The sequence below is a fragment of the Pseudomonas muyukensis genome, assembly GCF_019139535.1.
Taxonomy (GTDB): Bacteria; Pseudomonadota; Gammaproteobacteria; order Pseudomonadales; family Pseudomonadaceae; genus Aquipseudomonas; species Aquipseudomonas muyukensis.
The window spans coordinates 3,589,792-3,614,031 of the sequence record NZ_CP077073.1; the positions used below are offsets into that span (position 1 = coordinate 3,589,792).

22 protein-coding genes are annotated in these 24,240 nt (G+C 65.9%); 8 read left to right on the top strand and 14 right to left on the bottom strand.

Annotation, left to right across the window (positions count from 1 at the left end; translation table 11 throughout):
- Positions 1-15: 15 nt before the first annotated feature.
- The 8 genes from KSS95_RS16065 to KSS95_RS16100 form a co-directional block, all read right to left on the bottom strand.
- A complete protein-coding gene (locus KSS95_RS16065; RefSeq protein ID WP_217848058.1) occupies positions 16-1,185 on the bottom strand; it encodes a CaiB/BaiF CoA transferase family protein in 1,170 nt (389 codons plus the stop codon).
- Positions 1,182-2,729 (bottom strand): methionine--tRNA ligase, encoded by a 1,548-nt coding sequence (locus KSS95_RS16070; RefSeq protein ID WP_217848059.1) that lies wholly within the window; start codon positions 2,727-2,729, stop codon positions 1,182-1,184. The genes KSS95_RS16065 and KSS95_RS16070 overlap by 4 nt, the downstream gene beginning before the upstream one ends.
- Positions 2,722-4,011, bottom strand: a complete 1,290-nt coding sequence (locus KSS95_RS16075; RefSeq protein WP_217848060.1) for an ATP-grasp domain-containing protein — start codon at positions 4,009-4,011, stop codon at positions 2,722-2,724. Before KSS95_RS16075 ends, KSS95_RS16070 begins: the two co-directional genes overlap by 8 nt.
- An 11-nt stretch (positions 4,012-4,022) precedes the next feature.
- Positions 4,023-5,381: a lysine N(6)-hydroxylase/L-ornithine N(5)-oxygenase family protein gene (locus KSS95_RS16080; protein ID WP_217848061.1), complete on the bottom strand. Its 1,359-nt coding sequence runs from the start codon at positions 5,379-5,381 to the stop codon at positions 4,023-4,025.
- A gap of 52 nt (positions 5,382-5,433) precedes the next feature.
- On the bottom strand, positions 5,434-6,570 hold the full coding sequence (locus KSS95_RS16085) for an NAD(P)/FAD-dependent oxidoreductase (protein ID WP_217848062.1): 1,137 nt from the start codon (positions 6,568-6,570) through the stop codon (positions 5,434-5,436).
- Entirely contained in the window at positions 6,567-7,913 is a 1,347-nt protein-coding gene (locus KSS95_RS16090; protein WP_225935514.1) for a KamA family radical SAM protein, read from the bottom strand. The genes KSS95_RS16085 and KSS95_RS16090 overlap by 4 nt, the downstream gene beginning before the upstream one ends.
- Before the next feature lie 240 nt (positions 7,914-8,153).
- The gene (locus tag KSS95_RS16095; RefSeq protein WP_217848064.1) at positions 8,154-9,041 is read right to left on the bottom strand and encodes an isocitrate lyase/PEP mutase family protein; all 888 of its coding nucleotides are present in this window, start codon (positions 9,039-9,041) and stop codon (positions 8,154-8,156) included.
- A gap of 9 nt (positions 9,042-9,050) precedes the next feature.
- On the bottom strand, positions 9,051-9,971 hold the full coding sequence (locus KSS95_RS16100) for an amidohydrolase family protein (RefSeq protein WP_225935515.1): 921 nt from the start codon (positions 9,969-9,971) through the stop codon (positions 9,051-9,053).
- A 116-nt stretch (positions 9,972-10,087) separates the two neighbouring features.
- Between KSS95_RS16100 and KSS95_RS16105 the strand changes: the two genes are divergently transcribed.
- Positions 10,088-10,972 carry a LysR family transcriptional regulator gene (locus tag KSS95_RS16105; RefSeq protein ID WP_217848065.1) on the top strand — a complete coding sequence of 295 codons (885 nt, stop codon included), beginning with the start codon at positions 10,088-10,090 and terminating at the stop codon, positions 10,970-10,972.
- 120 nt (positions 10,973-11,092) lie between these two features.
- Here KSS95_RS16105 and KSS95_RS16110 read toward each other — a convergent pair whose 3' ends face one another.
- The gene (locus tag KSS95_RS16110; RefSeq protein ID WP_217848066.1) at positions 11,093-12,139 is read right to left on the bottom strand and encodes a chitinase; all 1,047 of its coding nucleotides are present in this window, start codon (positions 12,137-12,139) and stop codon (positions 11,093-11,095) included.
- 36 nt (positions 12,140-12,175) lie between these two features.
- Positions 12,176-12,811, bottom strand: a complete 636-nt coding sequence (locus KSS95_RS16115) for a lytic polysaccharide monooxygenase auxiliary activity family 9 protein (protein WP_217848067.1) — start codon at positions 12,809-12,811, stop codon at positions 12,176-12,178.
- Between the two features lie 411 nt (positions 12,812-13,222).
- On the opposite strand from KSS95_RS16115, the gene KSS95_RS16120 reads away from it, so the two are divergent.
- The 5 genes from KSS95_RS16120 (at position 13,223) to KSS95_RS16140 (ending at position 17,429) form a co-directional block, all read left to right on the top strand.
- Positions 13,223-14,047, top strand: a complete 825-nt coding sequence (locus tag KSS95_RS16120; protein ID WP_217848068.1) for a MipA/OmpV family protein — start codon at positions 13,223-13,225, stop codon at positions 14,045-14,047.
- Positions 14,048-14,080: 33 nt separating this feature from the next.
- Complete coding sequence (locus KSS95_RS16125; protein ID WP_217848069.1) at positions 14,081-14,770, top strand: response regulator; 690 nt, start codon at positions 14,081-14,083, stop codon at positions 14,768-14,770.
- 10 nt (positions 14,771-14,780) lie between these two features.
- Positions 14,781-15,944 carry an ATP-binding protein gene (locus KSS95_RS16130; RefSeq protein WP_217848070.1) on the top strand — a complete coding sequence of 388 codons (1,164 nt, stop codon included), beginning with the start codon at positions 14,781-14,783 and terminating at the stop codon, positions 15,942-15,944.
- A 131-nt stretch (positions 15,945-16,075) separates the two neighbouring features.
- Positions 16,076-16,219, top strand: coding sequence for a hypothetical protein (locus KSS95_RS16135; RefSeq protein WP_217848071.1), 144 nt, complete (start codon positions 16,076-16,078; stop codon positions 16,217-16,219).
- A 112-nt stretch (positions 16,220-16,331) separates the two neighbouring features.
- A complete protein-coding gene (locus tag KSS95_RS16140; protein WP_217848072.1) occupies positions 16,332-17,429 on the top strand; it encodes a mechanosensitive ion channel family protein in 1,098 nt (365 codons plus the stop codon).
- A gap of 169 nt (positions 17,430-17,598) precedes the next feature.
- On the opposite strand, the gene KSS95_RS16145 is transcribed toward KSS95_RS16140, so the two are convergent.
- Positions 17,599-18,651: a transketolase-like TK C-terminal-containing protein gene (locus tag KSS95_RS16145; protein ID WP_217848073.1), complete on the bottom strand. Its 1,053-nt coding sequence runs from the start codon at positions 18,649-18,651 to the stop codon at positions 17,599-17,601.
- Positions 18,652-18,735: 84 nt separating this feature from the next.
- On the opposite strand from KSS95_RS16145, the gene KSS95_RS16150 reads away from it, so the two are divergent.
- Positions 18,736-19,368 carry a glutathione S-transferase family protein gene (locus KSS95_RS16150; protein WP_217848074.1) on the top strand — a complete coding sequence of 211 codons (633 nt, stop codon included), beginning with the start codon at positions 18,736-18,738 and terminating at the stop codon, positions 19,366-19,368.
- 2 nt (positions 19,369-19,370) lie between these two features.
- Here KSS95_RS16150 and KSS95_RS16155 read toward each other — a convergent pair whose 3' ends face one another.
- From KSS95_RS16155 to KSS95_RS16165, 3 genes are all read right to left on the bottom strand, one after another.
- Positions 19,371-20,708, bottom strand: coding sequence for an MFS transporter (locus tag KSS95_RS16155; RefSeq protein ID WP_217848075.1), 1,338 nt, complete (start codon positions 20,706-20,708; stop codon positions 19,371-19,373).
- Positions 20,709-20,790: 82 nt separating this feature from the next.
- Positions 20,791-22,314 carry a class I adenylate-forming enzyme family protein gene (locus tag KSS95_RS16160; protein WP_217848076.1) on the bottom strand — a complete coding sequence of 508 codons (1,524 nt, stop codon included), beginning with the start codon at positions 22,312-22,314 and terminating at the stop codon, positions 20,791-20,793.
- 3 nt (positions 22,315-22,317) lie between these two features.
- Positions 22,318-23,496 carry an acetyl-CoA acetyltransferase gene (locus KSS95_RS16165; protein ID WP_217848077.1) on the bottom strand — a complete coding sequence of 393 codons (1,179 nt, stop codon included), beginning with the start codon at positions 23,494-23,496 and terminating at the stop codon, positions 22,318-22,320.
- Positions 23,497-23,637: 141 nt separating this feature from the next.
- Here KSS95_RS16165 and KSS95_RS16170 point away from each other — a divergent pair, with 141 nt between their 5' ends.
- Positions 23,638-24,210: a LuxR C-terminal-related transcriptional regulator gene (locus KSS95_RS16170; protein ID WP_217848078.1), complete on the top strand. Its 573-nt coding sequence runs from the start codon at positions 23,638-23,640 to the stop codon at positions 24,208-24,210.
- The last annotated feature ends 30 nt before the right edge of the window (positions 24,211-24,240 follow it).

Consider the following 24,240-nt stretch of genomic DNA (forward strand, 5'->3'; position numbering starts at 1 on the left):
TCGGATTGCCTGCCTTCATGCTCGAACCTCGCTGCTGGTTGACGACAATGTCTTGAGAATGGCCTCGCGGTCCTGGTCGAGCGCAGGCGCCGCACGCCGTTGCCGAGGGTCCGGGGCATCGGAGATCTTGATCGGCGAGCCGACCAGCCGGTAGTGGCCCACCTGCGGGTCATCCACATCGACCAACATGTTGCGCTCGGCCACCTGCGGGTGCGCCACCGCCTGGTCGACACGGTTGATGGGCCCGGCGGGCAAGCCGGCCGCCACCAAATGTTCAGTCCAGTGCCTGACAGAATGCGCGCTCAGGGCGTCATTGAGCCGCTGCGCCAGCAACCCCTCGTTATCCTTGCGCGCCTCCCCTGTGGCAAACAGGGGGTCTTCGGCCATCTCGGGACGGTCGATGGCCTGGCACAGCAGGGCAAACAGTTTGTCGTTGCCGGCGGCGATGATCAGCCCGCCATCCTGGGCCTGGTAGACCCCGAAAGGCGGCGCGATGGCCGGCCGGTAGCTGCCCACCGGGCCGGTTACCTCGCCGGTGGCGAAATAGCGCCCGATGAAGTACTCCATCAGCGCCAGCTGACAGTCGAACATGGCAATATCGACCTTCGCGCCGAGCCCTCCCTGCTGGCGCTTGAACAGCGCCATCAACAGCCCGCAGGTGAGGAACAAACCGGCGCTGATATCACCGATCGACACCCCCACCCGCACCGGGGTGCGCCCCGGCTCGCCGGTGACGCTCATGATCCCGCCCATACCCTGGACAATCATGTCGTAGGCGCGCCGCTGGGAGGACGAACCGGTATGGCCGAAACCTGAGGCGGCGCCGTAGATCAGCCGCGGGTAACGGGCATGCAGGGTCTCCCAGCCATAGCCGAGCCGCTCCATGGTGCCGGGGCGAAAATTTTCAGTAAGCACGTCGGCCTGTTCGAGTAGCTGCTCGAAGATGGCGCGGTCCTCGGCCTTTTTCAGGTCCAGGGCGATACTCTCCTTGCCTCGGTTGAGCGAGGAGAAATACGCCGACTTGGTGCCGAACCATGGTCCATAGGCTCGGGCATCGTCGCCCGTGCCAGGTTGTTCGACCTTGATCACCCGGGCGCCATGGTCAGCCAGCAGCATGGTGCAGAACGGCCCCGCGAGCACTCGGGTCAGGTCGACGATCAGCAGCCCATCGAGTGCGGGTTTCATGGCGTGGCCTCCAGGCTGGGGGTGTGATTGCGCACGGCGGCCAGCGGTACCGTGCATTGCCCGAATGCGCTGCCAGTGACCTCGCCAGAGTGGCCAAGGGCTTGCCACAGTGCCGTGGCTAGGCTCGGCAGCAACGGATATGCCAGCAGCGCCAGGCCCTTGGCCCACCAGTAACGGTCCTGGTCGCTGACCAAGGTGTCGTAGCGCGCCGCCCAGCGGGCAATGCTCTGGCTCAATGCCCGTGGGTCGAAATAAGCGAAAGACAGCACCTGAGCTTGCTCATCAGCGGCCGCCTCGACCGCTGCCTGCCATGCCTGGCTCGGTTGCCCAGGCGCGGCCACGGCCGCCAGCGCCGCGTCGGCACGCGCCAGCAGGCTGGCGTAGTCCTCGACCAGGAAGCGCTCGAAGTCGGCGCGGCGGAAATCCGTACGTCCGTGCGTCGGGCTGGTGCTGGCCAGGAAGTAGCGCAGCGCATCGGACGGGATGCGCCCCTCCCGGGCAATGTCCGCGACCCAGATCGCCCACCCTTGGCTAGTCGAGAACTTGCGACCCTCCAAAGTATAGAAATGGTTGATGAGGAAATGGTCGAACGGCTTGGACGTACCATCGGCCATGGCCATGGCCTGGATGCTGACCAGGTGCGACACGCTGTTGTCGATCCCGAAGCCATTCACGGTGATCACCGGCGAGTCACGATCGAACGGGTTATGCGCCAGGCCCGTGGCCTGGGCGAAGCAGTCACCGACGAAACGCACCGCGCCGAACAACAAGCCATGGCCGAACAATGTGCGGGGTTGGCCACGCACCTCGCAGGGCAAACCCCAGCCGGCGTGGTTGGTCACCCGCACCTGGGGCGATGGCCGGTGCAGGTGGCGCCTGGCGATATCGATGAAGGTGTCCGGCGTCTGGGTCCCTTGCAACTGCTCGATCAGCGCCTGGGGCTGGCGAATGTCGAAGAACAGATTGGCCAGCGCCCGCCCGGGTACCTGTTCGCCCCAGCGCGCACAAGGCTCGCGGACTTCATCCGGCTCGAAGTGCGCGCCGCAGTCCTCGCAGAAAAAACCCGAGATGGCAGCGTCGCACGCCGGGCAATGGCCGGTCAGGTAGCTGCCGCTGACGAACTGCTGACGCGATTCGGACCACGGCATCTGCTCCTCGACACAGCGGATGGCGTGCTGGTCGTCGAGCCGTTCGACCAACGCCTGATGGGCGGCCAGGTAAGCATCGCGATGTTCCGCGGCCAGCGGATCGACGAACAGGTCGACCTGCACGTTCATGTAGGCCAGGTCCTCGATGATACCGGCGCAACTTTCCTGGGCCAGCACGGCGGGATCCACCTCGGCCTGCTGGGCACGCAATGGAATGTAGGAATCGAACGGGTCGCTGGCGCAGACGATACTGGCTTTGTGGCCCTGCCGACGCAGGTGCCGCGCCAGGATGTCCAGGTTCAGGTAAGGCCCAGCGACATGGCCCAGGTGCAAGCGCCCATTGGGCGCGGGCATGGCCGGCACCAGCAGGTACTGTTTGAACGCGGCATCAGTCATGGCGCGCTCCTTGATCGTCGGCGACCTCCACGGTGACGTCGCCCGCCAGCTGCGCCAACACGCTGGAGATGTCATCCTGCATCGCGCACTGGGCGATCACGTAGGCAATCTCGTAGGCCTTGAAGCGCTCGGCAGGCAGTGCCATCTGCGCGCCGACCCCGGCGACCACCTGGAGGAAACGGGTCTCGCTGCGCTTGAACAGGCGCTCGAAACCCTCGACGCGGGTGACCCGACCGATGCCCGGCGGCATGATCACCCGTTGCCCGGCGCGACACACGGCGCTGCCGAGCCGATCGACACAATTGTCCGGCACCACGCCGCAGGCTAGCTGCAACACGGCCTGGTACGGCGAGAAGCCCAGCACGCTATTGGGGATCAGGTGCGAGTTGATGAACTCCCCGCCCAGGCGGCCGCCGATCTCGAGGATCTTCGGCCCCTGCGCGGTGACCATCAGGTCGACGTGGAAACCGCACCAGTCAATGCCCGTGGCCGCGACCGCGCGGCGCACCAGGTCGCAGATCTGCGCTTGCAGCGCCGGGTCAAGGCGCGAAGGCGTGACATTCTCGTACTGGATCGGGATGGCCCGGTCGAACTGCTTGTCGATGATCGCGTTGATCACCACACGGCCGTCGGCCACCAGGCCGGAGATCGAATGCTCCGAACCGACCAATTGCTCCTCGAGCAGCGCGTGTTGGCCATACAGGGCGTACATTTCGCCCTTGTCCGGGGTGTTGTAGGCACGGAAGGCACGATAGACCGACAGTGCATCACAGCCCGGTTGCAGCATGAAGATGCCGCGGCTGCCGGAGTTGCCCGCCGGCTTGAGCAGCGCAGGCAGGCCCACGTGGTCCAGCCCTTCGAGGAAAGCCTGCTCGTCGCTGACCACGGCATAGCGCGGGTTGGCATTGGCCACCGCATCGAGGCAGCGCCGGGTGCGCGCCTTGTCGCGCACATTGGCGGCAGCCTCGGCGCTGCTGCCCGCCAACCCCAGGCGTTGGCTCAGGCGGCTGGCCAACTCGACTTCCAGGTCCTTCCAGGCGACCACCCCAGACAGCGTGATGCGGTGTTCATCCAGATAGCCGAGAATGGCCTCCTGGGCCGCGTCGTAATCACCCAGGCGGGTGACGATGACACCGGCGCAGCCCATGGAGCGGAACGGCTCGGGCGTGGGGGTGGCGACCAGTACGTTGAAGCCCAGTTCATGGCCCGCGGCGATTTCGGCGATCCGCTCACCGGCCAGGGCACGGGTGTCGAGGTAGAGGATGTAAGGTGCTTCGGACATGATTCGCTCCTTCATTCAGTCAGTTGTTGGTCGTGCAACAGGCCGTCAGGCTCGGCCAGCCCCAGGCCCCACTCCACCAGCCCCGGAGGCGTGGTGACGTCATACAGCGCTTGACCCAGCAAGCGGTTGGCAATCTTGCCGCTGCGCCATGCCGCAAGACTGAGGTTGGGGTCGGCAATGCCACGGATGTGGCGCGCGGCGTTCTGGAAGAACAGCCGCGGGTGATCGGCCCGCGCCCACTTCACCGCATAGTCATGGTCGAGCTCGGGCAGGCCATCGCGCGTCGCCATCTCGAAGCGCAGCGGTTGTAACGCCGCCGGCATCTGAAACTCGGAACCGGTGGCCAGCAGCACCAGGTCGGCCTGCAGATGGCGGCTGCCGCTGACGCTGTCCAGACGCAGCGCCAGGCCATCGTCCGCGTGGCGCAACGCTTGCAGCGTCGTCCCCGGCAACAAGCGACAGAACTGCTTGCGCCCCTCGATGTAGGTCACCTCGTAAAGACGCCGGTAGATGCTCTCGAGCAGCGGCTGGACCACGCCATCACTGGCCATGTGCTGCTGAGCCAGGGCCACCTGGCGCTGCTGCGCGGACAAAGCGAAAAAGTGATCGCTGTAGCCGGGCACGAACCATTCATTGACGAAGGGTGAATCGTCCATCGGCAGGAAGTTGCCGCGCCGGCTGACCCACGCCAGCGAAGCCGGCGCCACGGGCGCTGGCAGGTTGAGCATCATCTGCACCAGTTCGGCGCCACTCTGCCCACCGCCCACCACCACCACGCGTTTGCCTGCTAGCGGCGGCGCGTCGGTGACGAAACGCGACGAGTGCATCACCGTTGGCCCCAGGCAGGCCTGAGCGCAGCTGGGGATGCTCGGCCGGTGCCCGGTGCCGACGACCAGGTTGGCGGTACGCGCAACCCCCTTGGCATGGGTGACCAGCCATTCCCCGCCGTCCCGAGTGACCCGCAGTACTTCGGTACCAAACGTCAGGTTCGACAGCGACTGGCAAACCCACGTCATGTACTGCTCGAACTCCTTGCGCCGCACCGTGGGAAACCGCGCGTTGAGGAAGGCATAGAGCCGCTCGGTCTTTTTTAGAAAGGCGATGAACGAATAGGGGCTGCACGGATCGGCCAAGGTGACCAGGTCCTTGAGAAAGCTGGTAGTGAGCGAGGAGTTCACGTGCATCATGCCCTCGTGCCAGCGAAAATCCGCCCGACGCTCGAAGAACATGCTGCTGAACTGCTTGCACGGCTCCAGCAAGGCCGCCAGGCTCAGGTTGGCCGGACCGATGCCCAGGCCGATGACATCAAAACGTTGGACATGACGTGACGCGGCCTTCCCGGCCATCGACGGAATTTCACACGTATTCATTGGAATCACTCCTGCAAGCTTCAGGAAAGGGTGGCGTGCCCAGGCGGCTTCATCAGCATCGCGGCGCTTGGCCCTCTCCGGCGCTCGGCATGGGTGTGGTGTCGGCAAGCGCCAGCCTGGCCAACTGCCGGCCACAACTCACCGCCGTGGCAATGCCACTGCCGCAATAACCACCGCCCCACGACACCGGCCCCTTGCGCCCTGTGCGCGGCAGGCCGTCGGGCGTGAAACCGAGGTTGCCAGACCACGCCTGGCGCACCTCGACGTCAGCCAACGTCGGGAAGTAGCTCGCCAGGCGGCTGCGCAGCCCGGACACCACGACCTGCGGCTCGGCATCCAGGGGCAGCAGGCCCAGACGACTGCCAAACAGCAAGCGCCCCTGGTGAACGCGGAAGTAGTCCTTGTCGGCGCTGGCCGTGCCATAGACCCGCGGCTGCTGGGTGATCAGTCGCAGTGCAGTGGCTGTCAGCGGCGCACTTTCGAACAGGTGGGTCTGGTACAGCACCAGGGGCTCGCGGGCCGCTGCCGCGGACAACGACCAGGCCTGCTCGCTGGCAATCAGCGCCCGTGCCGTGCTGATCCGCCCTGGCGCCAGCACCAGATCGACCGTGTCGGCCCCCGGCTCAAGTGCCAGCACCGGGCTTGCATACTGGACGCGTACACCGAGGGCCTCGGCATGGTTGCGCAAGGCAAGCAACAGCCGCGCCGGCTCGATCAGGGCGAAATGCTCATTGAGCAGCCCGCCCACCACGCCTTGCGCACGGGTCTGTTCGCCGACCTGGCGAGCATCCAGCCAGCGCACGCCAGTGCCCAGCAGTGCCTGGGCCTCGAGCCCGCGTTGCCTGAGCGCCGCCGCCGCGGCATCGTCCAGCGCCAGGGTGATATGCCCTGGCTGCGTCCAGGCGCAGTCATAGCCGAATGCCTGGATCTGCTCCCTGAGGGCGCGCACCGGCGCCAACGCCGCCTGCAGGCGCTTGGCCGGGTCATGCTCGCCGTGGGCAGTCGCAGGCAGTGCCGGGGGCATGACCGCGACCGAACCGAAGTTGCAGGCGCTGGCGTTGCCGCCCCATTGCCCAGCGTCCAGCACACGCACGCTTGCCCCCTGCCGGGCCAACTCGATGGCAGCGCTCAGGCCGCAGTAGCCAGCGCCAATGACCACTGCGTCACAGGTCGCTTGTCGGGCCATCATGCCTCACCTCCCAGCGCGGCCTGTTCCATGAAGCGCCGGTAGCCGGCCTCGAAGAAGAACTCGGCCTGCCCCTCGGGTGGCTGCAACTGGTCCAGCCAGCAGGCCGTCTCGGAGTATCGGGCCAAAAACGGACGGCCCAGCCAGCGCGGATCACGGGCCTGGATGAACTTCAACAGGAAATGGCGCTGCCCATGCACCTCCAAGGTACCGCTGACCTCAACCTTGCCAGGCCCCGCGCTCATGGAGGGGCCGCGAGCGGTCTTGGCCAGCCCCGACACCGCCTCGATGGCCCCGTTGTAGATCGACAGCGCGCGCGCCAACGGGATCTGGAAATAATCACGTGGGCCGGTATCGCGCTCGACGAACATGTAGTAGGGCACGATGCCCAGGCGCACCTGTTCCTGCCAGTTGCGCTTCCAGGTCGCGGCACTGTCGTTGATGTGCCTGAGGACCGGCCCTTGGGCGCGGATGACGATACCCAGCTGCTGGAGCGCGGCCACCGCTTCCTGGGCAATCGGCGTGGACAACTCGCGCCAATGATTGAGGTGGGCCATGAGCGCGATGTGCTTGCCACTGTCCACCAGGCGCCGCAGCAACGCCATGAGTTGCGGTGTGTCGACATCACTGACAAAGCGGTAGGGCCAGTACGTCAAGGCCTTGGTACCGATCCGTATCGTGGTGACATGGCGCAGGGCCGGGTCCAGGAAAGGCTCCAGGTAGCGCTTGAGATGAGCCGCAGTCATCACCAGCGGGTCGCCGCCGGTGAAAAGCACATCGCTGACCTCTGGATGGCGCGCCAGGTAGCGGTGCAATTGCGCGCCATCGTTGGAGGCGAACTTCAGCGACTTGTCGCCAATGAACTGCGGCCAGCGAAAACAGAACGTGCAATAGCTGTGGCAGGTCTGGCCGTGGCTGGGGAAAAACAACACCGTCTGCGGATACTTGTGCTGCACCCCGAGCAAGCGCTCACCATCGAGCAACGGGGCATTCAGATGCTGCTGTGCCGGATGCGGGTTCATGCCTTCGCGCACACGCTGCACCAAGGTCTCCAACGCTTGCTCGCCGGCCCCGCTGCGCACGCAGTGAGCGAGCCGGTCGAGGTCCTCGGCATCGAGCATCTGTGCCTGGGGGAAGGTCAAGCGGAAGATCGGATCGTTGGGAACATCGTGCCAATCGATCAGGTGCTTGATCACATAGTCATTGACCTTGAACGGCAGCACCCGCGCCACCAGGCTGATGGACTCCATCAGCTGCGGTGCATGCCTGACCAGTTGCGCAATCTGCCCGAGCCGCTGATGGCTGAACACGCGCATGGGCGGGGATGCCAGCTGCGTTCGACGCACGACGGGGGGCTCATTGTAGGTTTCATTGGCTGAAACCTTGGTTATCAGGTTGTCCATCAGCAGTTCCGACCTCGATTATTGAAGTTGTATTGAGTCAGTTTCCAGACGAAGCAAACCAGCGCCGGGTCGGTATGGGCCCGGCGTTTCACAGGGTTGAATTGAGGTTTACGCAGCGCCACCCTCACAGCTGGCAGCGGCCGCGTCGGGGCTCAAGGCCCAGCGGGCGACCGCGCTATCGGGCTAGCGGTCCTGGGCGGCATAGGCACGCTCAAGCTGGTCGAAACGTGACTTGTCCACCAACCGCTGGCGCTCGGCGAAGGGCACCACCAATGCCGGGTCTTCATCCAGGCGCCCGTGCTCGAGCAGTGCACCCAGGGCCCGCTGCATGCCCAACGCGGCACTCTGCAGGCCGGCATTGGCGTACAGCACGATGCCGTAGCCCAGCTCGGCGAGCTCGGCACGGTCAAGCGTCGGGGTCTTGCCACCGATCACGATGTTGATCAGGTTCGGCGTGCGGAACAGCCCAGGTAGGCGGCGAATGTCCTCCAGACGCTCGGTGGCCTCGATGAACAGGATGTCCGCCCCCGCCTCGACATAGCGATGGGCACGCTCGATGGCCGCCTCCATCCCCTCTACGGCGCAGGCATCGGTGCGGGCGATGATCATCAGGTTCGGGTCTTCGCGCGCATCCACTGCGGCCTTGAGCTTGCCCACCATCTCGGCGCAGCTGATGACCTCCTTGCCGCTGAAATGCCCGCATTTCTTCGGCAGTACCTGGTCTTCGAACTGGATCGCGTCCGCGCCGCTGCGCTCCAGTACCCGCACCGCATGGCGCACGTTCAGGGCGTTGCCGAAGCCGGTATCGGCATCGACGATCAAGGGCAGCGCGACGCTGTCGCGCACCCGGGCCGCATGGGCCGCCATCTCGTCCAGGCCAACGAACCCCAGGTCGGGCAGGCCCAGCGACATGTTGGTGACGCCGGCACCGCTCAGGTACAAGGCCTGGAAGCCGACATCACTGGCAATCCGAGCGCTCAGGGCATTGAACACGCCGGCTACCAGCAGCCCCTGGCGTGCTTCGACCTGGCGGCGGAACGCGGCTCTGCGCTGCATGCTTGAATCAGTCATGGAAACACCTCATTGAGAGAACTTGAACAGGTCCTGGGCGGTATGGCGCAACACATTCAGGCGCGCCAGCGGGTCCGGCACCCACTGCGCCAGGGACGCTTTCGCGGCGGCGAAGTCGACCCACTGGCGGTGCTGGGTATGTGGCCAGTCGCTGCCCCAGAGCAGCCGCGAACTGGAGAAGGCCTGCAGTAACAGGCGGCTGGCGCGCTCGCCGAACGCCTGCCCGGCAGGGTCGGCATGCCCTGCTGCGCAGCGATAGGCCCCAGACAGCTTGACCCACACCTGGCCGCTGTCGCCCTGGCCCAACAGGTACTGGAAACCCGGATCGGCAGTGCCCTGCCGGGGCTCCGGACGGCCGAAGTGATCGACCACCACCTTGCAGCCACTGCGCAGCATGGGGTTGAGCAGATAGGGCAAGTCCACAGCCTGACGCTGCACTTCGATATGCCAGTCCAGCGCCTTGATCCGTGCCATGAAGCGCTGCCACGACGGCTGCGCCAGGTCTGGCAACGCGGTGCCCAGCAGGTTCAGGCGCACACCGACCACACCGCACCTGGCCAAGGCCTCGAGCCGGGCCTCGGCGATTTCCGGTTCAACCACCACCACCGCGCGAAAGCGCTTGGGGTAACGCGCCAGCACGCCCAGCAGGAAGGTATTGTCGGTACCGAGAAAACTGGGCTGCACCAGCACCCCATGGGAAATCCGCTGCGCCGCCAGTTGCCGCGCATAGTCATCCACCGTGGCGCTGTAGTCGGGCGTATGACGCCGCTCGCGCAACATAGGCAGGCCCTGCACGAAGACATGGGCATGACCATCGATGGCGCTCACCGACGCGTCCGTGCGGGCATGCCAGCGATCGGCGAAACCATCGCCATCGGCGCCTGCCGCTTCGAACGGCGATCTGCTCATGACCTCGACGTCCCTGTCCATCACTCGCTCCTTGCTGCCCAACGCTCAAGGCATTGGATCCAATCGATGGCGCCATCCTATGAAAACCAGGGATTGATATCTATTATGCGAACGATCAAAAAACATAACGTGAGCGTATGGAAACCCGACATCTGCGTTATTTCCTGGCGATTGCCGACAGCGGCAGCATCACCCGCGCCGCCGAACAACTGGATATCGCCCAGCCAGCCCTGAGCCAGGCCCTGGTCCGCATGGAAAAGGAGCTTGGGGTCAAGCTGTTCGAGCGCTCACGCCGCGGCGCGTTGCTGACCCCCGCGGCCAGCGCCATCATCGATGACCTGCGCGCCAGCCTGGCCAACATCGACGCCGCCACGCAGCGCGCCCGCGCCATCGGGGCCAAGCGCGCCGGGCGCCTGATCATCGGCTTCGTGTCCACGGCACTGTTCGGCACCCTGCCCCGTGCCCTCGACCGGATGCAGGCACGCCACCCCGGCGTCGACATGGTGTTGCGCGAAATGAGCAATGCTGAACAGGCCCTGGCCCTGCAACGCGGCGAAATCGACATCGGCCTGCTGCATACGCCGGTGTCGATCCAGGGCAACATGCGCGAACAACGCATCAACCAGGACCCCCTGATCGCGGTACTGCCCAGCGACTACCCGGTGGGCGAGGATGGCAAGGTCGGCCTGGCGCAGCTCGCGGCCACTGGCCTGGTGTGGTTCCCCGAACAGCAGTTGCCGCTGATCCGCAACGCGATCCTCAGCACCTTCCGCCGCCAAGGCCACCCCATCGAGATCATCCAGGAAGCCAACCGCACCCTCACGGTGGTGGCCTATGTCGCCGCCGGGCGTGGTGTCTCGCTGTTGCCGGCCACGGTGCAAGCCCTGCATTTCGAAGGCACCCGCTACAGCCAGATCCGCGACGGCGCCGACCTGCCGCACTTCGAGCTCAGCGCCATCTGGCCGGCACAGTCCCGGGCGAGCATGGCCGATCACTTTGCCGAACTGCTGTTCGAGCCATGAGCGCAGCGCCGCCGTGCCCAACGTGAAACAATCCGCTGCCTCGCGGCAGCGGATTGTCATGGCAGGCCACGTGCGCAGCGGACACCCGGCACGTCTGCCGGGCGCCGCTGCGGGCAACGGCTAGCGGGCGTTGGCCGACACCGCCTCATGGGCGGCCTTGGCGCCGTTGATCAACGGCCCATAGCGCCGGCTGAACTCCTGGTTGTAAGGCACATGGTCCTTGTTGACCCCACTGTCCCAATTGACCGACCAGGTCATCAGCCCCTTGATCGACACACCCTTGGCATACAGGCGCTTGAACGCATTGGTCAGCGCCGTCGGGTTGCTCACATAGCCGGTGGCTGCGGCGTCGACGTTGGCCGGCAGGCCGATCACCAGCTTGTCGGGGGCAATGCGGGTGAAGCCGCGGGTGCCAGTGGCCAGGCTTTCGCTGAGGTAGAAGAGGAAGTCCTCCTTCAGCGCCTCGTTGTTCTGGGCAATCCAGGCGCCGCGGCCATTGTTGGCCTCCTCGACCCACAGCCCATCGCCACCCTGGTTGTAGAACTGCGGGGCGATGAAGTCGTAGTACCCCTCCAGCGCCTTGAGGTAGTCGACGTAGCGCCCGGCGCTGGTCAGGTAGGGAAACTCCGGCGCCATGCTGATGATGAAGTGCTTGCCCTGGGCCTTGTAGTGGTCCTTGACCAGCTTCAGCGCGGCAGGCAACACGGTCTTGTTACTGGCGAAATCAATCGCGCTCTGTTCAAGATCGATGTCCAGCCCGTCGAAACCGTAGGTTTCCACCAAGCGGATGATTTCATTGGCCAGTGGCTGCTCATGGCCCTTGTTCAAGGCAATATGCGCATCGGCGCCGCCCAGGGACATCAGCACTGCCCGGCCCTGGCTGTTGAGCACGCCCACCTGGCGGCGGAACTCGGCGTCGGACAGGTTGTACGGCTTGAAGGTCGGGATGCCGCTGCCTTTCATGAACGCCACCGCCACCACGTTGTAGTCGCGCGGCACCTCCTCCAGGCTCATGTTGGCGAACTGCCCGCGTTGGTAGCCATCGGCAGGGCCAGCCGGCCAGTTGTGCCAATAGCCCATGAGGATCTTCTTGCCATCCAGGCTCGGCATGCGCGAGGCGGCATCGTCCTGCCCCGCGGCGTGTTGGTTGAAGTCAATGTTTGCCATGTTCTAATCCTTCAGAACGCATGGAAGACGGCCGGCTTACTGGAAGTCGACGTCGAAGGCCTGGTAGAAGGCGTTGCCGGTGTTGGCGACGATCCACATCAGCACGATGACGTGACGGCCTTTCTTGTTGGCCGGCAGCTTCACTTCGTGGTCGACCTTGGCCTTCAACTCGCCGGCATGGCTGTAGTACGGCACCTGCGGGTAGAAGTCCTCGGCGAAGGGTTGCGCGTCGAGCTGTGCGCGGCTGATGCGCTGTTTCGGGTCCCAGCCATCCTTGGTGATCAGCCAGCGATAGCCACGGGTGGTGTGGGGCGCGGTGTACTTCCAGGTCACCTTGAACACTTGCCCGGCGTCGACATTGATCAACGGCCAGGTGAAGGCACGGTTGAGCTTCTTGCTCATTTCCTCGTCGGTGAAGTTGACGCAGTCGCGGGCGTCGGCCTTGCCGCCGCTGAGGATGTAGCCATCGGCCGGTGGCGCGACGCTGGGGTTGTCGGTTTGGAACGGCGCCGGGAACGGACCGGCGGCCAGGGCCGGGAAGTTCTTGCCACCTTCCATTTCATCGACCTGCCAGCCGCTCAGTACACCGAGATCGATGGCGACCATGCCGCGCGAGGCTGGGGTGGTGACACGACCGTGACGCAGTGGGCCTTGGGTTTGTGGTTTGTTCATGAGTATTGCTCCATTGAGTTTGAGAACTCTCCCTTTCCAAAGGAGAGGCCTTCACCCTAACCGAGCTGCTTTTTCTGTCCACGGGGGGCTTTTTCGTGCGCCAGCGCCCTGGTGCGCAAATCTCCAGCAAATACTGGATGCATATCCAGTATCGCTAGTTTTCACTGACTCGCCCTGGCGCGAAAATCCTACGTGCCAAGGGGATACCTGCCGATGTCGCGGCCGATCCACGCCTAGCCTTGCTGGCGAACCAGGCAACGCCGCCAGACCGATCACCCCGAGCCGCTGAAAAAATCCCCGCGCCTTCATCAAATCTTGAAAAGCCCTTGAATTGGCCTTGTCAAAGCGCCCGTAAGCTTGCGACGTCTGCTCGCCCACCCTGGGCGTCACTTGCCGAGAAGGATCGACCGCGTGCGCGTCGCCACTGGATTTCGTAAAACCCTGATCACCCCACTCGCCCTGAATGCCGCACTGGCCAGCGTGCAGGCGCAGGCCGACCAACAACCCAGCGCCACCGCTGGCATCTGGGGCGACAGCACCGATGTCACCCTGGGCCTGGCTGCGGTCAACGGCCCCCGCTACCTGGGCTCGAAACGCTCCAGCGCAGCCGTGCTGCCACAGCTGCGGATCGAGCGCGGGATCTTCTTCTTCGACCTCGAGGACGGCCTGGGCCTGCAATGGCAAGCCGCCTCGGGCTTTGCCGCCAGCGCCTCGATTGGCCGCGATGCCGGCCGCGCCGATGGCGACAGCCAACACCGCCATGGATCGGACACCCTCGCAGGCATGGGCGCAATCGGCGGCGCCAGCGTGCTCAACCTGCAGGTCAGCCAGCCGCTGAGCGACTGGCTGGCGGTAAGGGCCAAGGCCGAACTGCGTACCGGCGGGGAGCAACGCGGCGACCAATATGCCTTGGGCTTTGTCAGCACCTTGTTCGCAGGCGACCGCGACAGGCTTACCTGGAGCGTCGACGCCCACGCCGGCTCCGCACGTTTCAACCAGACCTACTTCGGCGTCAACGCCGCACAGAGCCGCAATACCGGGTTCGCCCGCTACAGCGCCGACCAGGGCATCTATGCCTACTCCTCCGAGCTGTCGTGGCTGCATGCCTTCGATGCGCACTGGTCGAGCGTCGCCGGTATCGAGCTGAGCCACTACACCGACCAGGTGCGCAACAGCCCGATCATCACCAGGTCCACCACCGCCACCAGCTACCTCGGCGTCAACTACAGCTTCTGAGCGCCCTTCGGCGCCACGCACCGCGAGACCCACGTGACCCGCAAACTGATCCTGATCATCGAGGACGACGCCGACAGCGCCAGCATCCTCGAGGCCTACCTCAAGCGCGATTTCTTCGAGGTGGCGCTGGCCAGGGATGGCCATGCCGGTGTCGAGCTGCACCACCGGCTCAGGCCCGACCTGGTGCTGCTCGACATGATGCTGCCCAGGCTCGACGGTGCTGAAGTGCTCACTGCCCTGCGCAAGCGCGGCGACACCCCGGTGATCATGGTCAGCGCCATGGGCGACGAGCCGGAGAAGCTCGGCGCCCTGCGCCATGGCGCCGACGACTATGTGGTCAAGCCGTACAACCCCAGGGAGGTGGTGGCCCGGGTCCAGGCAGTGCTGCGCCGCACCCAGGCCACTGGCACCCACCAGACGCGCCTGCGCTTCGAGGCGCTGTGGCTGGACCGCGACAGCCGCGCGGCGGGGGTGGTCCAGACCGATGGTCGGGAACGCGCCATCGACCTCACGCCGACCGAGTTCAACTTGCTGGCGTTGCTGCTGGCAGCCCCGCACAAGGCCTTCGGCCGCGACGAACTGCTGGCCCGTTGCCTGCCGGACAGCGACGCCCTGAGCCGGGTGGTCGACGCCCATATCCACAACGTCCGACGCAAACTCGAGTTGCACGGGATCACCGGGGTACTGGTGACCGTGCGCTCGGTCGGCTACCGCTTCCACTGAGGTGACTGCAATGAAACGTCCGCCAAGGCTATGGCAATGGGTCGGTTGGCGCATGGGCTTGATCGCTGGCGGCGCCGTGTTGTCGATGGCGCTGATCATGTGGGTGCGCTACCTGTGCTGGCAGCTCGAGATCGACGCCAAGATCCCGCTGCATGCGCGCACCCAGTTCGCCGCGTCGATGGCCGCGCCCCAGGGCCGTGAAGGCGAGATCTGGGCCTACATCAGCCGCTACTACAGCCTCGACGATATTCGTCCCGGCATCAGCGGTGCCGACTGGTGGACCATCGCCTTGCTGTTGAGCGCGGCGCTGCCGTTGATCCTGGTCACCGGTTTTCTGTTGCTGCGGCCACTGTCGAGCCGCTTCATCGCCATCGCCAAGGCCGCGCGCCAGGTCGCCGGCGGCAACCTCGACATCAGCCTGCCGATCAGCGCGCGCATGCCGCTGGAGGTGCAGCGCCTGGCTGGCGACTTCAACAGCATGACCCGCCGCCTGCGCCTGTACGAGCAGGAGGTCCAGGCCTCGAGCGCGGTGTTGGCCCATGAGCTGCGCACGCCGCTCAATGCCGCGATGGGCCGGGTGCGCGGCATGCTGGACACGGTGTTCCCGGCCAACCCGGAGCAGCTCGGCCTGGTCCTGCACCAATTGGAGCACCTGAACCTGCTGGTCGACGATCTGCTCCTGCTGTCGCTGGCCCAGGCCGGGCAGCTGCCGCTGCAGCCCTCGCGCTTCACCCTCAAGGCCCTGCTGGACGAACGCATCACCTGGTTCAAGCCACAACTGGCGGCGGCCGCGCGCAAGGTCTGGGTGATCGGCCTGCCGGCCGAGCAGATCCATGCCGACAGAAAGCGCATCGGCCAGGTGTTCAACATCCTGCTGGACAACTACCTGCGCTACGCCGCAGCAGGGGGCGACCTGTGCATCCAGTGCCAGGCGACGGCGCAGCGGCTGACCCTGAGCTTCCAGGATCGCGGCCCGGGCCTGTCCGAGCAGGATGTGCAGCGGGTGTTCCAGCGGTTCTGGCGCCAGGAACCCTCGCGCAACCGCCATGCCGGCGGCAGCGGGCTCGGTTTGTCGATCGCCCAGGCGATCTGCACCGCCCATGGTGGTTCGATCGAAGCCTACCAGGGCGTGCAAGGCGGCCTGGTGATCGAGCTCAGCCTGCCCCGTGGCTGAGGCTGGCAGCGCTTCATATGGCGCCGCGCTTACCGGCAACGGACAGCACGCATCCTCCCGGCAAAATCGGATTGAACAGGCGCGCCCGGCCCAAGGCCTAACGCAGGTCAGCCACCTCGAAGGAGCGCGCCATGACCCACCCCCAGCAACCCGATCCCTACGTCGATGAAATCCCCCACGACCCCGGCGAGCCGGTGCCCAAGCCTGAACCCGAAGCGCCAGCCCCCGACTGGCCCGAGGGCCAGGTGCCGCCAGAGGAGCAATCCGACGGCTGATGCATTGTGGCGCATGCGTGGAAGGTGAAATCCGTCCGGCCCCAAACCTGCGCGTGACGCCCAGCAACCGCACCTTGCGCAATCATTCACCGGCAACCAGGAGGCACGCCACATGAACGATCGCATTACCCGCCTGTTCACCGACACCACGCTGTTCGGTGTCTCCATCCTCAACCTGCTGCTGGCGCTGGGCGCAGCCCTGCTGACCTTCGTCATCGCCCGCGCGGCCATTGGCTTGCTGCTGCGCCGGGTGCAACGCTGGTCGGAGCATGACGGCGCCATGAGCCAGGTGCTGGCCAAGGTCCTGGCCGGCACCAGCAACGGCTTGCTGCTGCTGGCCTCGCTGCTGGTGGGCCTGGGCATGCTCGACCTGCCCGAGCGCTGGCTGACGCGGGTCGGCAGCCTGTGGTTCGTGGTCGCCGCGCTGCAGATCGGGCTGTGGGCCAACCGCGCCATCGGCCTGGGCCTGAGCCGCTACTTCAGCCGCCAGCACGGCGCCGGCCTGAACCAGGGCAGCGCCCTGGCCACCCTGTCGGCCTGGGGCGCACGGGTGCTGCTGTGGTCGGTGGTGCTGCTGGCGATGCTGTCGAACCTGGGGGTGAACATCACCGCCTTCGTCGCCAGCCTCGGCGTGGGCGGCATCGCCGTGGCCCTGGCGGTGCAGAATATCCTCGGCGACCTTTTCGCCTCGTTGTCGATTGCCGTGGACAAGCCCTTCGAGGTCGGCGACTTCATCGTCATCGGCCCGCTGGCTGGCAGCGTCGAACACGTCGGCCTGAAGACCACGCGCATCCGCAGCCTGGGTGGCGAGCAGATCGTCATGGCCAATGCCAGCATGATCGGCAGCACCATCCAGAACTACAAGCGCCTGCAAGAGCGGCGTATCGTCTTCGAGTTCGGCCTGTCCTACGACACCCCCACCGAGGCGGTAAAAAAAGCGCCGGGCATCGTCGAGGAGGCGATCAGGGCCCAGGAGCAGGTGCGCTTCGACCGCGCCCACTTGCGCGGCTTTGGCAAGGAAGCGCTGGAGTTCGAGTGCGTGTACATCGTCAAGGACCCCGGCTACAACCTGTACATGGACATCCAGCAGGCCATCAACTTCCGCCTGCTGGAACGCTTCTCGCGAATTGGCGCCAAGTTCGCCGTGCCGGTACGGGCGATCAAGGTCACGGCCCTGCCGCAACAGGCCAATATGCAGAACCTGGGCTAGGCAAGGCGCAACCGCGGTAGCAACCAACCTTGCTGGCGCACCTGGCACCGGCTGCGCCGGTGTTCGCCGGCAAAGCCGGCTCCTACGCCGAGAGCAGCCTACTGTGCCCTGTAGGAGCCAGCCTTGCTGGCGAACCAGGCGCCGCGGTGACACGGCGCAATCATCCTCTTTAGCCCAAACCATACTGGCGCAGCGCCCGGCGCAGGTCGCGGGTGCCGACCACACCCTCACGCGCCAGGGCCTGCAGGGCGACGAAGGTGATCCAGTCGCGCCCCAGGCCCTGGCCGGATGCCAAGGTATCGGCCCCCAGCGCGGTGAACGGCGCATCGACATGCGCAGCCAGCTGGTTCACCACGAATGCGTCGTAGCCGGTCACCGCCACCACCGGCACCCCTGTGCTGCCCAGGCACGCGTCCAGGTGCGAACGTCGCGCGGCGTGTTGCCGGTGCTGGCGGTTCCAGCGCAGCACCGCCGCCGCCTCGCGGGCCAGGCGCGTGTAGCTGGGGCAGCTCCACACCTCGCAGGCCACACCCCAATCCTGGGCGAGCTGGCGGGCAGCGGCGCAAACCTCCTGGAGCATCTGCCCGGCCCCCAGCAAGCGCACCTGCGGGGCTGCGCTGCCGCACAGCCGGTACATGCCGCGGTAGGCATCGCGGCGGTCGCAATCGAGGGTTTCATCCGGCGCGTCGTGCAGCGTCAGGTAGCAAAAACCCGGGCGCCCCTCCAGGTAGAACTCGCGCAGCGCCCCGGCCATGATCGCCTGCGCCTCGGCCCCGCAAGCCGGATCGAACGGCAGGCAGTGCCAGTTGGCCGCCAGCCACAGGGGCAACCACGGGTGTGCGCCCTTGGCCCAGCGCGAAGGCAGTGCCTCGATGTCGTTGAGGATGATGCCGCGATCGGCGGTCTGCGCGGTCAACATCTCCAGGTGGGCCGAGGTGGCCGAGCGGGTGAAGTAGAACAGTGGCCGCTCATCGTTGCGCGCGCTGTCGCTGAACCACAACGGCCAGGCACTGATGGCCAGGCCCGGTTGCTCGGGGTCGGCGCGGTCGTCGATCAGCCAGAACTGGCCGTGGCTATGCCGATCGCGCCGCAGTGTCTCGACCAGCCCGAGCGCCGCCCGGCGCGGCGAACCGGGCTCAAGGGCCGTGTGTTCAAGGCTGCGCAGGCAGGCCGCTGCCGCCTGGCCGGTGTGTTGCGTGCGTTGCAGATGCAGGGTGTCCATGGGGCGTCCCTCCCGATACCGCCCTTGCACGGGCGTGGTGGATGAGGCAATCTGATTGCAATTGCAATCAAAAAGGTAACACCGATGAAGACCTCCGCGCCACTGCACCTGTACACCGCCGACACCCCCAACGGCCAGAAGATCTCGATTGCCCTGGAAGAGCTGGGCCTGGCCTATGGGCAGACCTTCGTCGACCTGAACAAGGGAGAGCAGAAGACCCCGCAGTTCCTGCGGCTGAACCCGAACGGCAAGATCCCGGTGCTGGTCGACCAGACCCGCGACCTGGTGCTGTTCGAGAGTGCCGTGATCCTTACCTACCTCGCCGAACGGCAAGGCGCGCTGGCGGGCGACAACGCCGATGAGCAGCGCGTCGTGCAGCAGTGGTTGTGTTTCCAGATCGCCAGCGTCGGCCCCATGCTCGGGCAGCTCTGGTGGTTCCGCCACGGCTCGGGCAGCGACAACCGCGAGGCGCTGCAGCGCTACACCCGCGAGGCGTTGCGCTTGTATGGCGTGGTCGAGCACCAGTTGGCCGAGCGGCCGTTCATTGCCGGCGATCGCTACAGCATCGCCGACATCGCCCTGTTCACTTGGCTACGCACCCACGAGGAACTGGCCTTGGACCTGCAGCCATTCCCCGAGGTACGCGACTGGCTCGAGCAGATCGCCCAGCGCCCGGCGGTCAGGCTTGGCCTGGCCCGCTCGGGCGGCTACGCCTGAACTCAAGCCTGGGGCTCGGCCAGCAACTGCGCTGCCGGTTCGCTCGCCTGGGCCCGATGGGTGGTGGCCACGAAGTCTTCCTTGCGCAGCAGCAACAGCGCCAGCAGCGAGGCGACCCCGGTGGCCACGTAGAAGTACCAGGGCGCGGAGATATCGCCGGTGGCCTTGATCAGCCAGGTGGAGATCAACGGCGCGCTGCCACCGAACGCGGCCACCGGGATGTTGTAGGCCACGGCAATGCCGGTGGAACGGATGCGCGTGGGCAGCAGTTCGCTCATCAGCGCATAGGTGGACGATGCATACAGCCCGAACAGGATCGCCACCGCCATCAGCGGCCAGAACAGCGTGGCCGGCGTGGCATTGGGCGCGGCCTTGAAGAACCAGTACATGGCCAGGGTCGCCAGCACGCCGATCACCATCAGAAACGGCTTGCGCCCGTAGCGGTCGGTGAAGGCACCGCCGAACGGCATCACCAGCGCCGCCGACAGGCTGGCGACGAACACGTAGAGCAAGGTGGTGCCGCTGTCGAACTTCAGGGTGTTGGACATGTAGGTCGAGGCGAAGGTCAGCACCAGGTAGAAGATCGAGCTGTGCAAGGTGATGATGAAGAACACCAGGGCAATCGCCCGTTTCCACTGCCACACCTCGCGCAGCGGCGCCTTGGAGGTCTGGCCGGCCTCGACCAGGGCGACGAACTCCGGGCTGTCTTCGAGCTTGAGGCGGATATACAGCGAGATGAAGCCCAGCGGCCCTGCCACCAGGAACGGAATGCGCCAGCCCCAGTCCTGCATCAGCTCGGCGCCGAGCATCCAGGTCATGCCGTTGGCCACCACCCCGCCCAGCACCAGGCCCAGCACCGCAGTCACCATCAGCCAGCAGGTGGCGAAGCCCCGCCGCCCGGGGCCGGCGTACTCGGAAATGAAACTGGTGATGGTGCCGATTTCACCTCCGGCGGAGAAGCCTTGCACGCAGCGGATCAGCACCAGGATGATCGGCGCGGCGATGCCGATGCTGGCGTAGGTCGGCAGCAGCCCGAGCAGGAAGGTCGAGCCGGCCATCATCACCAGCACCGTGACCAGCGTCTTGCGCCGGCCGATCTTGTCGGCCAGCGGGCCGAAGAACAACCCACCCAGGGGGCGGATGAAGAAGCTCAGGGCAAAGGCCGCGAAGCTGGCCAGCAGGCTGCTGGTGGGGTCGTCGGAGACGAAGAAGGCCTTGCCGATGTACAAGGCCAGGAAGCCATAGACGCCGTAGTCGTACCACTCGATCAAGTGGCCCGAGGTGGCGCCGAGAAACGCCCGGCGCCGCTGGCGCAGGGTAGTGGAAGGTGACATGCCCATCACGGGAACTCCTGTCGTGAAACTGTCCATGAAAATGCAGCGATTGAGCGCTGGTGAGGGGTTTTATGGGTGATGCACTCCGCTACGCCAAGGGCTCGGTCGGGTCCTGCAACCACTGACGCAGGCGGGTTTTCAAGATCTTGCCGTAGCTGTTCTTCGGCAGCTCGGCACAGAACAGGTACTTCTTCGGTTTCTTGAACGAGGCCATGCGCGCCAGGAACCACTGGTTCAGCACCTGGGCGTCGAGGCTGGCGGGCGAACGCGGCACCACGAAGGCCACCACCGATTCGCCCCACTCGGCGTCGGCCTCGCCCACCACACAGGCTTCGAACACCTCGGGGTGCTGCATCAACACCTCCTCGACCTCCCGGGGGTAGATGTTGCTGCCGCCAGAGATGATCACGTCCTTGCTGCGGTCGGTGAGTGTGAGGTAGCCCTGGGCATCCAGGCAACCGATATCGCCGGTGCGCAGCCAGCCATCCACCAGGGTGGCCGCGCTGGCCTGCGGATTGGCCCAATAACCCTGCATCACCGCCGCGCCGCGCACGGCGATCTCGCCGGCCTGGCCGGGCGCCAGGGGTTGGCCGGCGGCATCCAGCACGCGCACCTCCACGCACGACTGGGCGCGGCCCACCGAGGCGGCGATGCTCGGCCAGTCCGCTTGGCTGCGGTCGGCAATGCGCTCACGGGACAAGGCGGTGATGGTCATCGGGCACTCGCCCTGGCCGTAGATCTGCACCAGCCGCGGGCCAAAGGTGTCGAGGGCCTGGGCCAGGTCGGCCAGGTACATCGGGCCGCCGCCGTAGACGATGGTCTTGATGCCCTCGCCGGCATAGCCCTGGTGGCGGGCCTGTTCGACCATGCGCTTGACCATGGTCGGCGCCGCGAACAGGCTCACCTGGCCCAGCGCCTGGGCCAGCTCGAACAGTTCCTCGGCCTGGAAACCGCGCGACTCGGGCACCACGTGTCGGGCGCCGCAGCGCACATGAATGAAGTTGTACAGGCCGGCACCGTGGGACATCGGCGCGGCATAGACCACGGCATCGTCGGCCGCCACCGGGTCGACGTCCAGCGGGTAGCACAGCGACATTGCCACCAGGTTGCCATGGGACAGCATCACCCCCTTGGAACGCCCGGTGGTGCCAGAGGTGTAGAACAGCCAGGCCAGGTCGGCATCCAGGCACGGGTGCGGCGCCTGTAGCTGGTCACCGGCCACTGCCGCGTCCTGGGTGGGCGCCGCCAGCTCGCGGCAGTCGCCAGGCAGGCCATCGAAGACGGCGCCGTGGTCGGTGTAGATCAGTCGTGCCCCGGCATTGCCGGCAATCCAGGCGGCCTCCAGGGCGTGCAACTTGCTGTTGATCGGCACCGCCACCGCCCCGCTCCACCAGATGGCATAGAGCAGCTCGAGGTAGCCGCAGCTGTTTTTCATCAGCAGCGCCACCCGCTGGCCCGGCGCGATGCCGTGCACCTGGCGCAGCTCCAGGGCTCGAGCCCTGACCCGGGCGGCGAACCCCTGGTAGTCGGCAACCTGGCGGGTGCCTTCGAACAGCGCCGGGCGAGTGGGCCAGCGTTGCGCCGCGTCGAGCAGCCAATGGGCGATATTCATGGCCTATACCCGCACCGCCTGCAACACGCTGGCATAGTTGGCCACGGCCATGCCGCCCATGTTGAACAGCAAGCCAAATTCCGCCCCTGGCACGCCCAAGCCGATGGGCCGGCCCGTCAGTTGGGCGAAGCCCAGGGCATGCATCGACACCCCGGTGGCGCCCACCGGGTGGCCCTTGGCCTTGAGCCCACCCGACAGGTTCACCGGCAAGCGCCCGCCCTGGCGCACGATGCCGTCGTCCAGCGCGCGGTGCCCCTCGCCACGCGGCGCCAGGCCCATGGCCTCGTAGATCAGCAGCTCGGCGATGGTGAAACAGTCGTGCACCTCGGCGAAACTCAGGTCGTTCAGGGTCACCCGGGCCTGGCGCAGCGCGCCATGGATCGCCCGTTGCGGCCCCTCGAAGGCCAGCACATCGCGCCGGGTCAGCGGCAGGAAGTCGTTCACATGGGTCATGGCGCGGATCGCCACCTGGCGGCGCATCGTCCGGGCACGCTCGGGCGAAGCCAGGATGATCGCCGCCGCGCCATCGCTGATCAGCGAGCAGTCGGTTAGGCGCAGCGGCGGCGCGACCAGCGGGTTGCTCGGCGACACATTGTTGCAATGCTCGAAGTCCATCACCCGGTGCATCTGCGCCAGCGGGTTGGCCATGGCATTGGCGTGGTTCTTCACCGCGATCGCCGCCATCGAGGCGTAGGGGCTGTGGTAACGGTCGGCATAGGCCTGCGCCACCTGCCCGAACAACTGGGCAAAACTCAGCCCGGCCTCGCCTGCAGCGTTCTGGTAGCCGGCGCCGGCCAAGGCCTGGGTAACCTCGGCGGTGCTGTTGTGGGTCATCTTCTCGGCGCCCACCACCAGCACCAGTTCGGCGGCGCCGCTGCGGATCGCGTTGATCCCGGCCTGGATCGCCGCCGCGCCGGAGGCACAGGCGTTCTCGCAGCGGCTGGCGGGTTTGAAGCGCAGTTGCGGGTCGGCCTGCAGCATCAGCGACGCCGGGAAGCCGTCGGCTACCAGGCCCGAATTGAAGTGGCCGAGAAACAGCGCGTCGATCTCATCGGCGTCGATTGCGCCGTCCGCGAGGGCGTCGCGGGTGACCTGGACAATCAGGTCTTCGAGGTTTTGCCCTTGCAGGCGACCAAACTGGCTGTGCGCAGCCGCGACGATGGAGACTGAATCGTGAAACATGGTGATATTCTTCTGTCCTTGAAGCGAGTATTCCCTACAATGGGCCAGCGGCCGAACCCCAGGCTAGTTGGGGCAACTACCTACGTCAGTAAGTAGTGGGCGATTCCCGGCATGGCCCCAAGCACCGAGGCAGGACGCCCGATGACTGTCGACACCCTTCCCCTGCAGGACCTCGAGCGCGTGGCGTTCCAGGCCTCTCCGGCCCCGCAGATGGTCACCGCCCATCGGCGCATGCTCGATTGCAACCAGGCGTTCGTGCGCTTGTTCGGTTATGAGCGGGAGGAACTGCGCGGCAACCTGACCTTGCTGCTGTACCCCTCCCATGCGGATTACCAGAGTATCGGCGAACGCAGCGAGCACTGGTTGAAGACCGGCCCGGGGGCGTTCTATACCGATGAACGCTTCATGCAACATCGCAATGGCGAGGTGTTCTGGGCCCGCGCCCATGGTTTCACCTTGACCCTGGACGACCCGTTCAAGCTGATGGTGTGGCATTTCGAGCGGCTCGACCGGCAACCGGCGCCAGCGGTGCGATTGACGCCGCGGGAACGGGAGATTTCGTTGCATGTCGTCAATGGCCTGACCTGCAAGGAAGTGGCGCGGGAGCTGGGGATTTCCCATCGCACGGTGGAGGTACATCGGGCGCGGTTGATGAAGAAGTTGCAGGCCAAGAACAGCGCGGAGCTGGTGTCGAAGATCATTTTCATCAGTTGAGTCTGCCGCGGCATTGTCAGCGCCTATGAG

Excerpts from the sequence above, each read along its gene's own strand:
- KSS95_RS16065 (WP_217848058.1), bottom strand. The coding sequence starts at position 1,185 with ATGAAACCCGCACTCGATGGGCTGCTGATCGTCGACCTGACCCGAGTG.
- KSS95_RS16070 (WP_217848059.1), bottom strand. The coding sequence starts at position 2,729 with ATGACTGATGCCGCGTTCAAACAGTACCTGCTGGTGCCGGCCATGCCC.
- KSS95_RS16075 (WP_217848060.1), bottom strand. The coding sequence starts at position 4,011 with ATGTCCGAAGCACCTTACATCCTCTACCTCGACACCCGTGCCCTGGCC.
- KSS95_RS16080 (WP_217848061.1), bottom strand. The coding sequence starts at position 5,381 with ATGAATACGTGTGAAATTCCGTCGATGGCCGGGAAGGCCGCGTCACGT.
- KSS95_RS16085 (WP_217848062.1), bottom strand. The coding sequence starts at position 6,570 with ATGATGGCCCGACAAGCGACCTGTGACGCAGTGGTCATTGGCGCTGGC.
- KSS95_RS16095 (WP_217848064.1), bottom strand. The coding sequence starts at position 9,041 with ATGACTGATTCAAGCATGCAGCGCAGAGCCGCGTTCCGCCGCCAGGTC.
- KSS95_RS16100 (WP_225935515.1), bottom strand. The coding sequence starts at position 9,971 with ATGGACAGGGACGTCGAGGTCATGAGCAGATCGCCGTTCGAAGCGGCA.
- KSS95_RS16105 (WP_217848065.1), top strand. The coding sequence starts at position 10,088 with ATGGAAACCCGACATCTGCGTTATTTCCTGGCGATTGCCGACAGCGGC.
- KSS95_RS16110 (WP_217848066.1), bottom strand. The coding sequence starts at position 12,139 with ATGGCAAACATTGACTTCAACCAACACGCCGCGGGGCAGGACGATGCC.
- KSS95_RS16115 (WP_217848067.1), bottom strand. The coding sequence starts at position 12,811 with ATGAACAAACCACAAACCCAAGGCCCACTGCGTCACGGTCGTGTCACC.
- KSS95_RS16130 (WP_217848070.1), top strand. The coding sequence starts at position 14,781 with ATGAAACGTCCGCCAAGGCTATGGCAATGGGTCGGTTGGCGCATGGGC.
- KSS95_RS16135 (WP_217848071.1), top strand. The coding sequence starts at position 16,076 with ATGACCCACCCCCAGCAACCCGATCCCTACGTCGATGAAATCCCCCAC.
- KSS95_RS16140 (WP_217848072.1), top strand. The coding sequence starts at position 16,332 with ATGAACGATCGCATTACCCGCCTGTTCACCGACACCACGCTGTTCGGT.
- KSS95_RS16145 (WP_217848073.1), bottom strand. The coding sequence starts at position 18,651 with ATGGACACCCTGCATCTGCAACGCACGCAACACACCGGCCAGGCGGCA.
- KSS95_RS16150 (WP_217848074.1), top strand. The coding sequence starts at position 18,736 with ATGAAGACCTCCGCGCCACTGCACCTGTACACCGCCGACACCCCCAAC.
- KSS95_RS16155 (WP_217848075.1), bottom strand. The coding sequence starts at position 20,708 with ATGGGCATGTCACCTTCCACTACCCTGCGCCAGCGGCGCCGGGCGTTT.
- KSS95_RS16160 (WP_217848076.1), bottom strand. The coding sequence starts at position 22,314 with ATGAATATCGCCCATTGGCTGCTCGACGCGGCGCAACGCTGGCCCACT.
- KSS95_RS16165 (WP_217848077.1), bottom strand. The coding sequence starts at position 23,496 with ATGTTTCACGATTCAGTCTCCATCGTCGCGGCTGCGCACAGCCAGTTT.
- KSS95_RS16170 (WP_217848078.1), top strand. The coding sequence starts at position 23,638 with ATGACTGTCGACACCCTTCCCCTGCAGGACCTCGAGCGCGTGGCGTTC.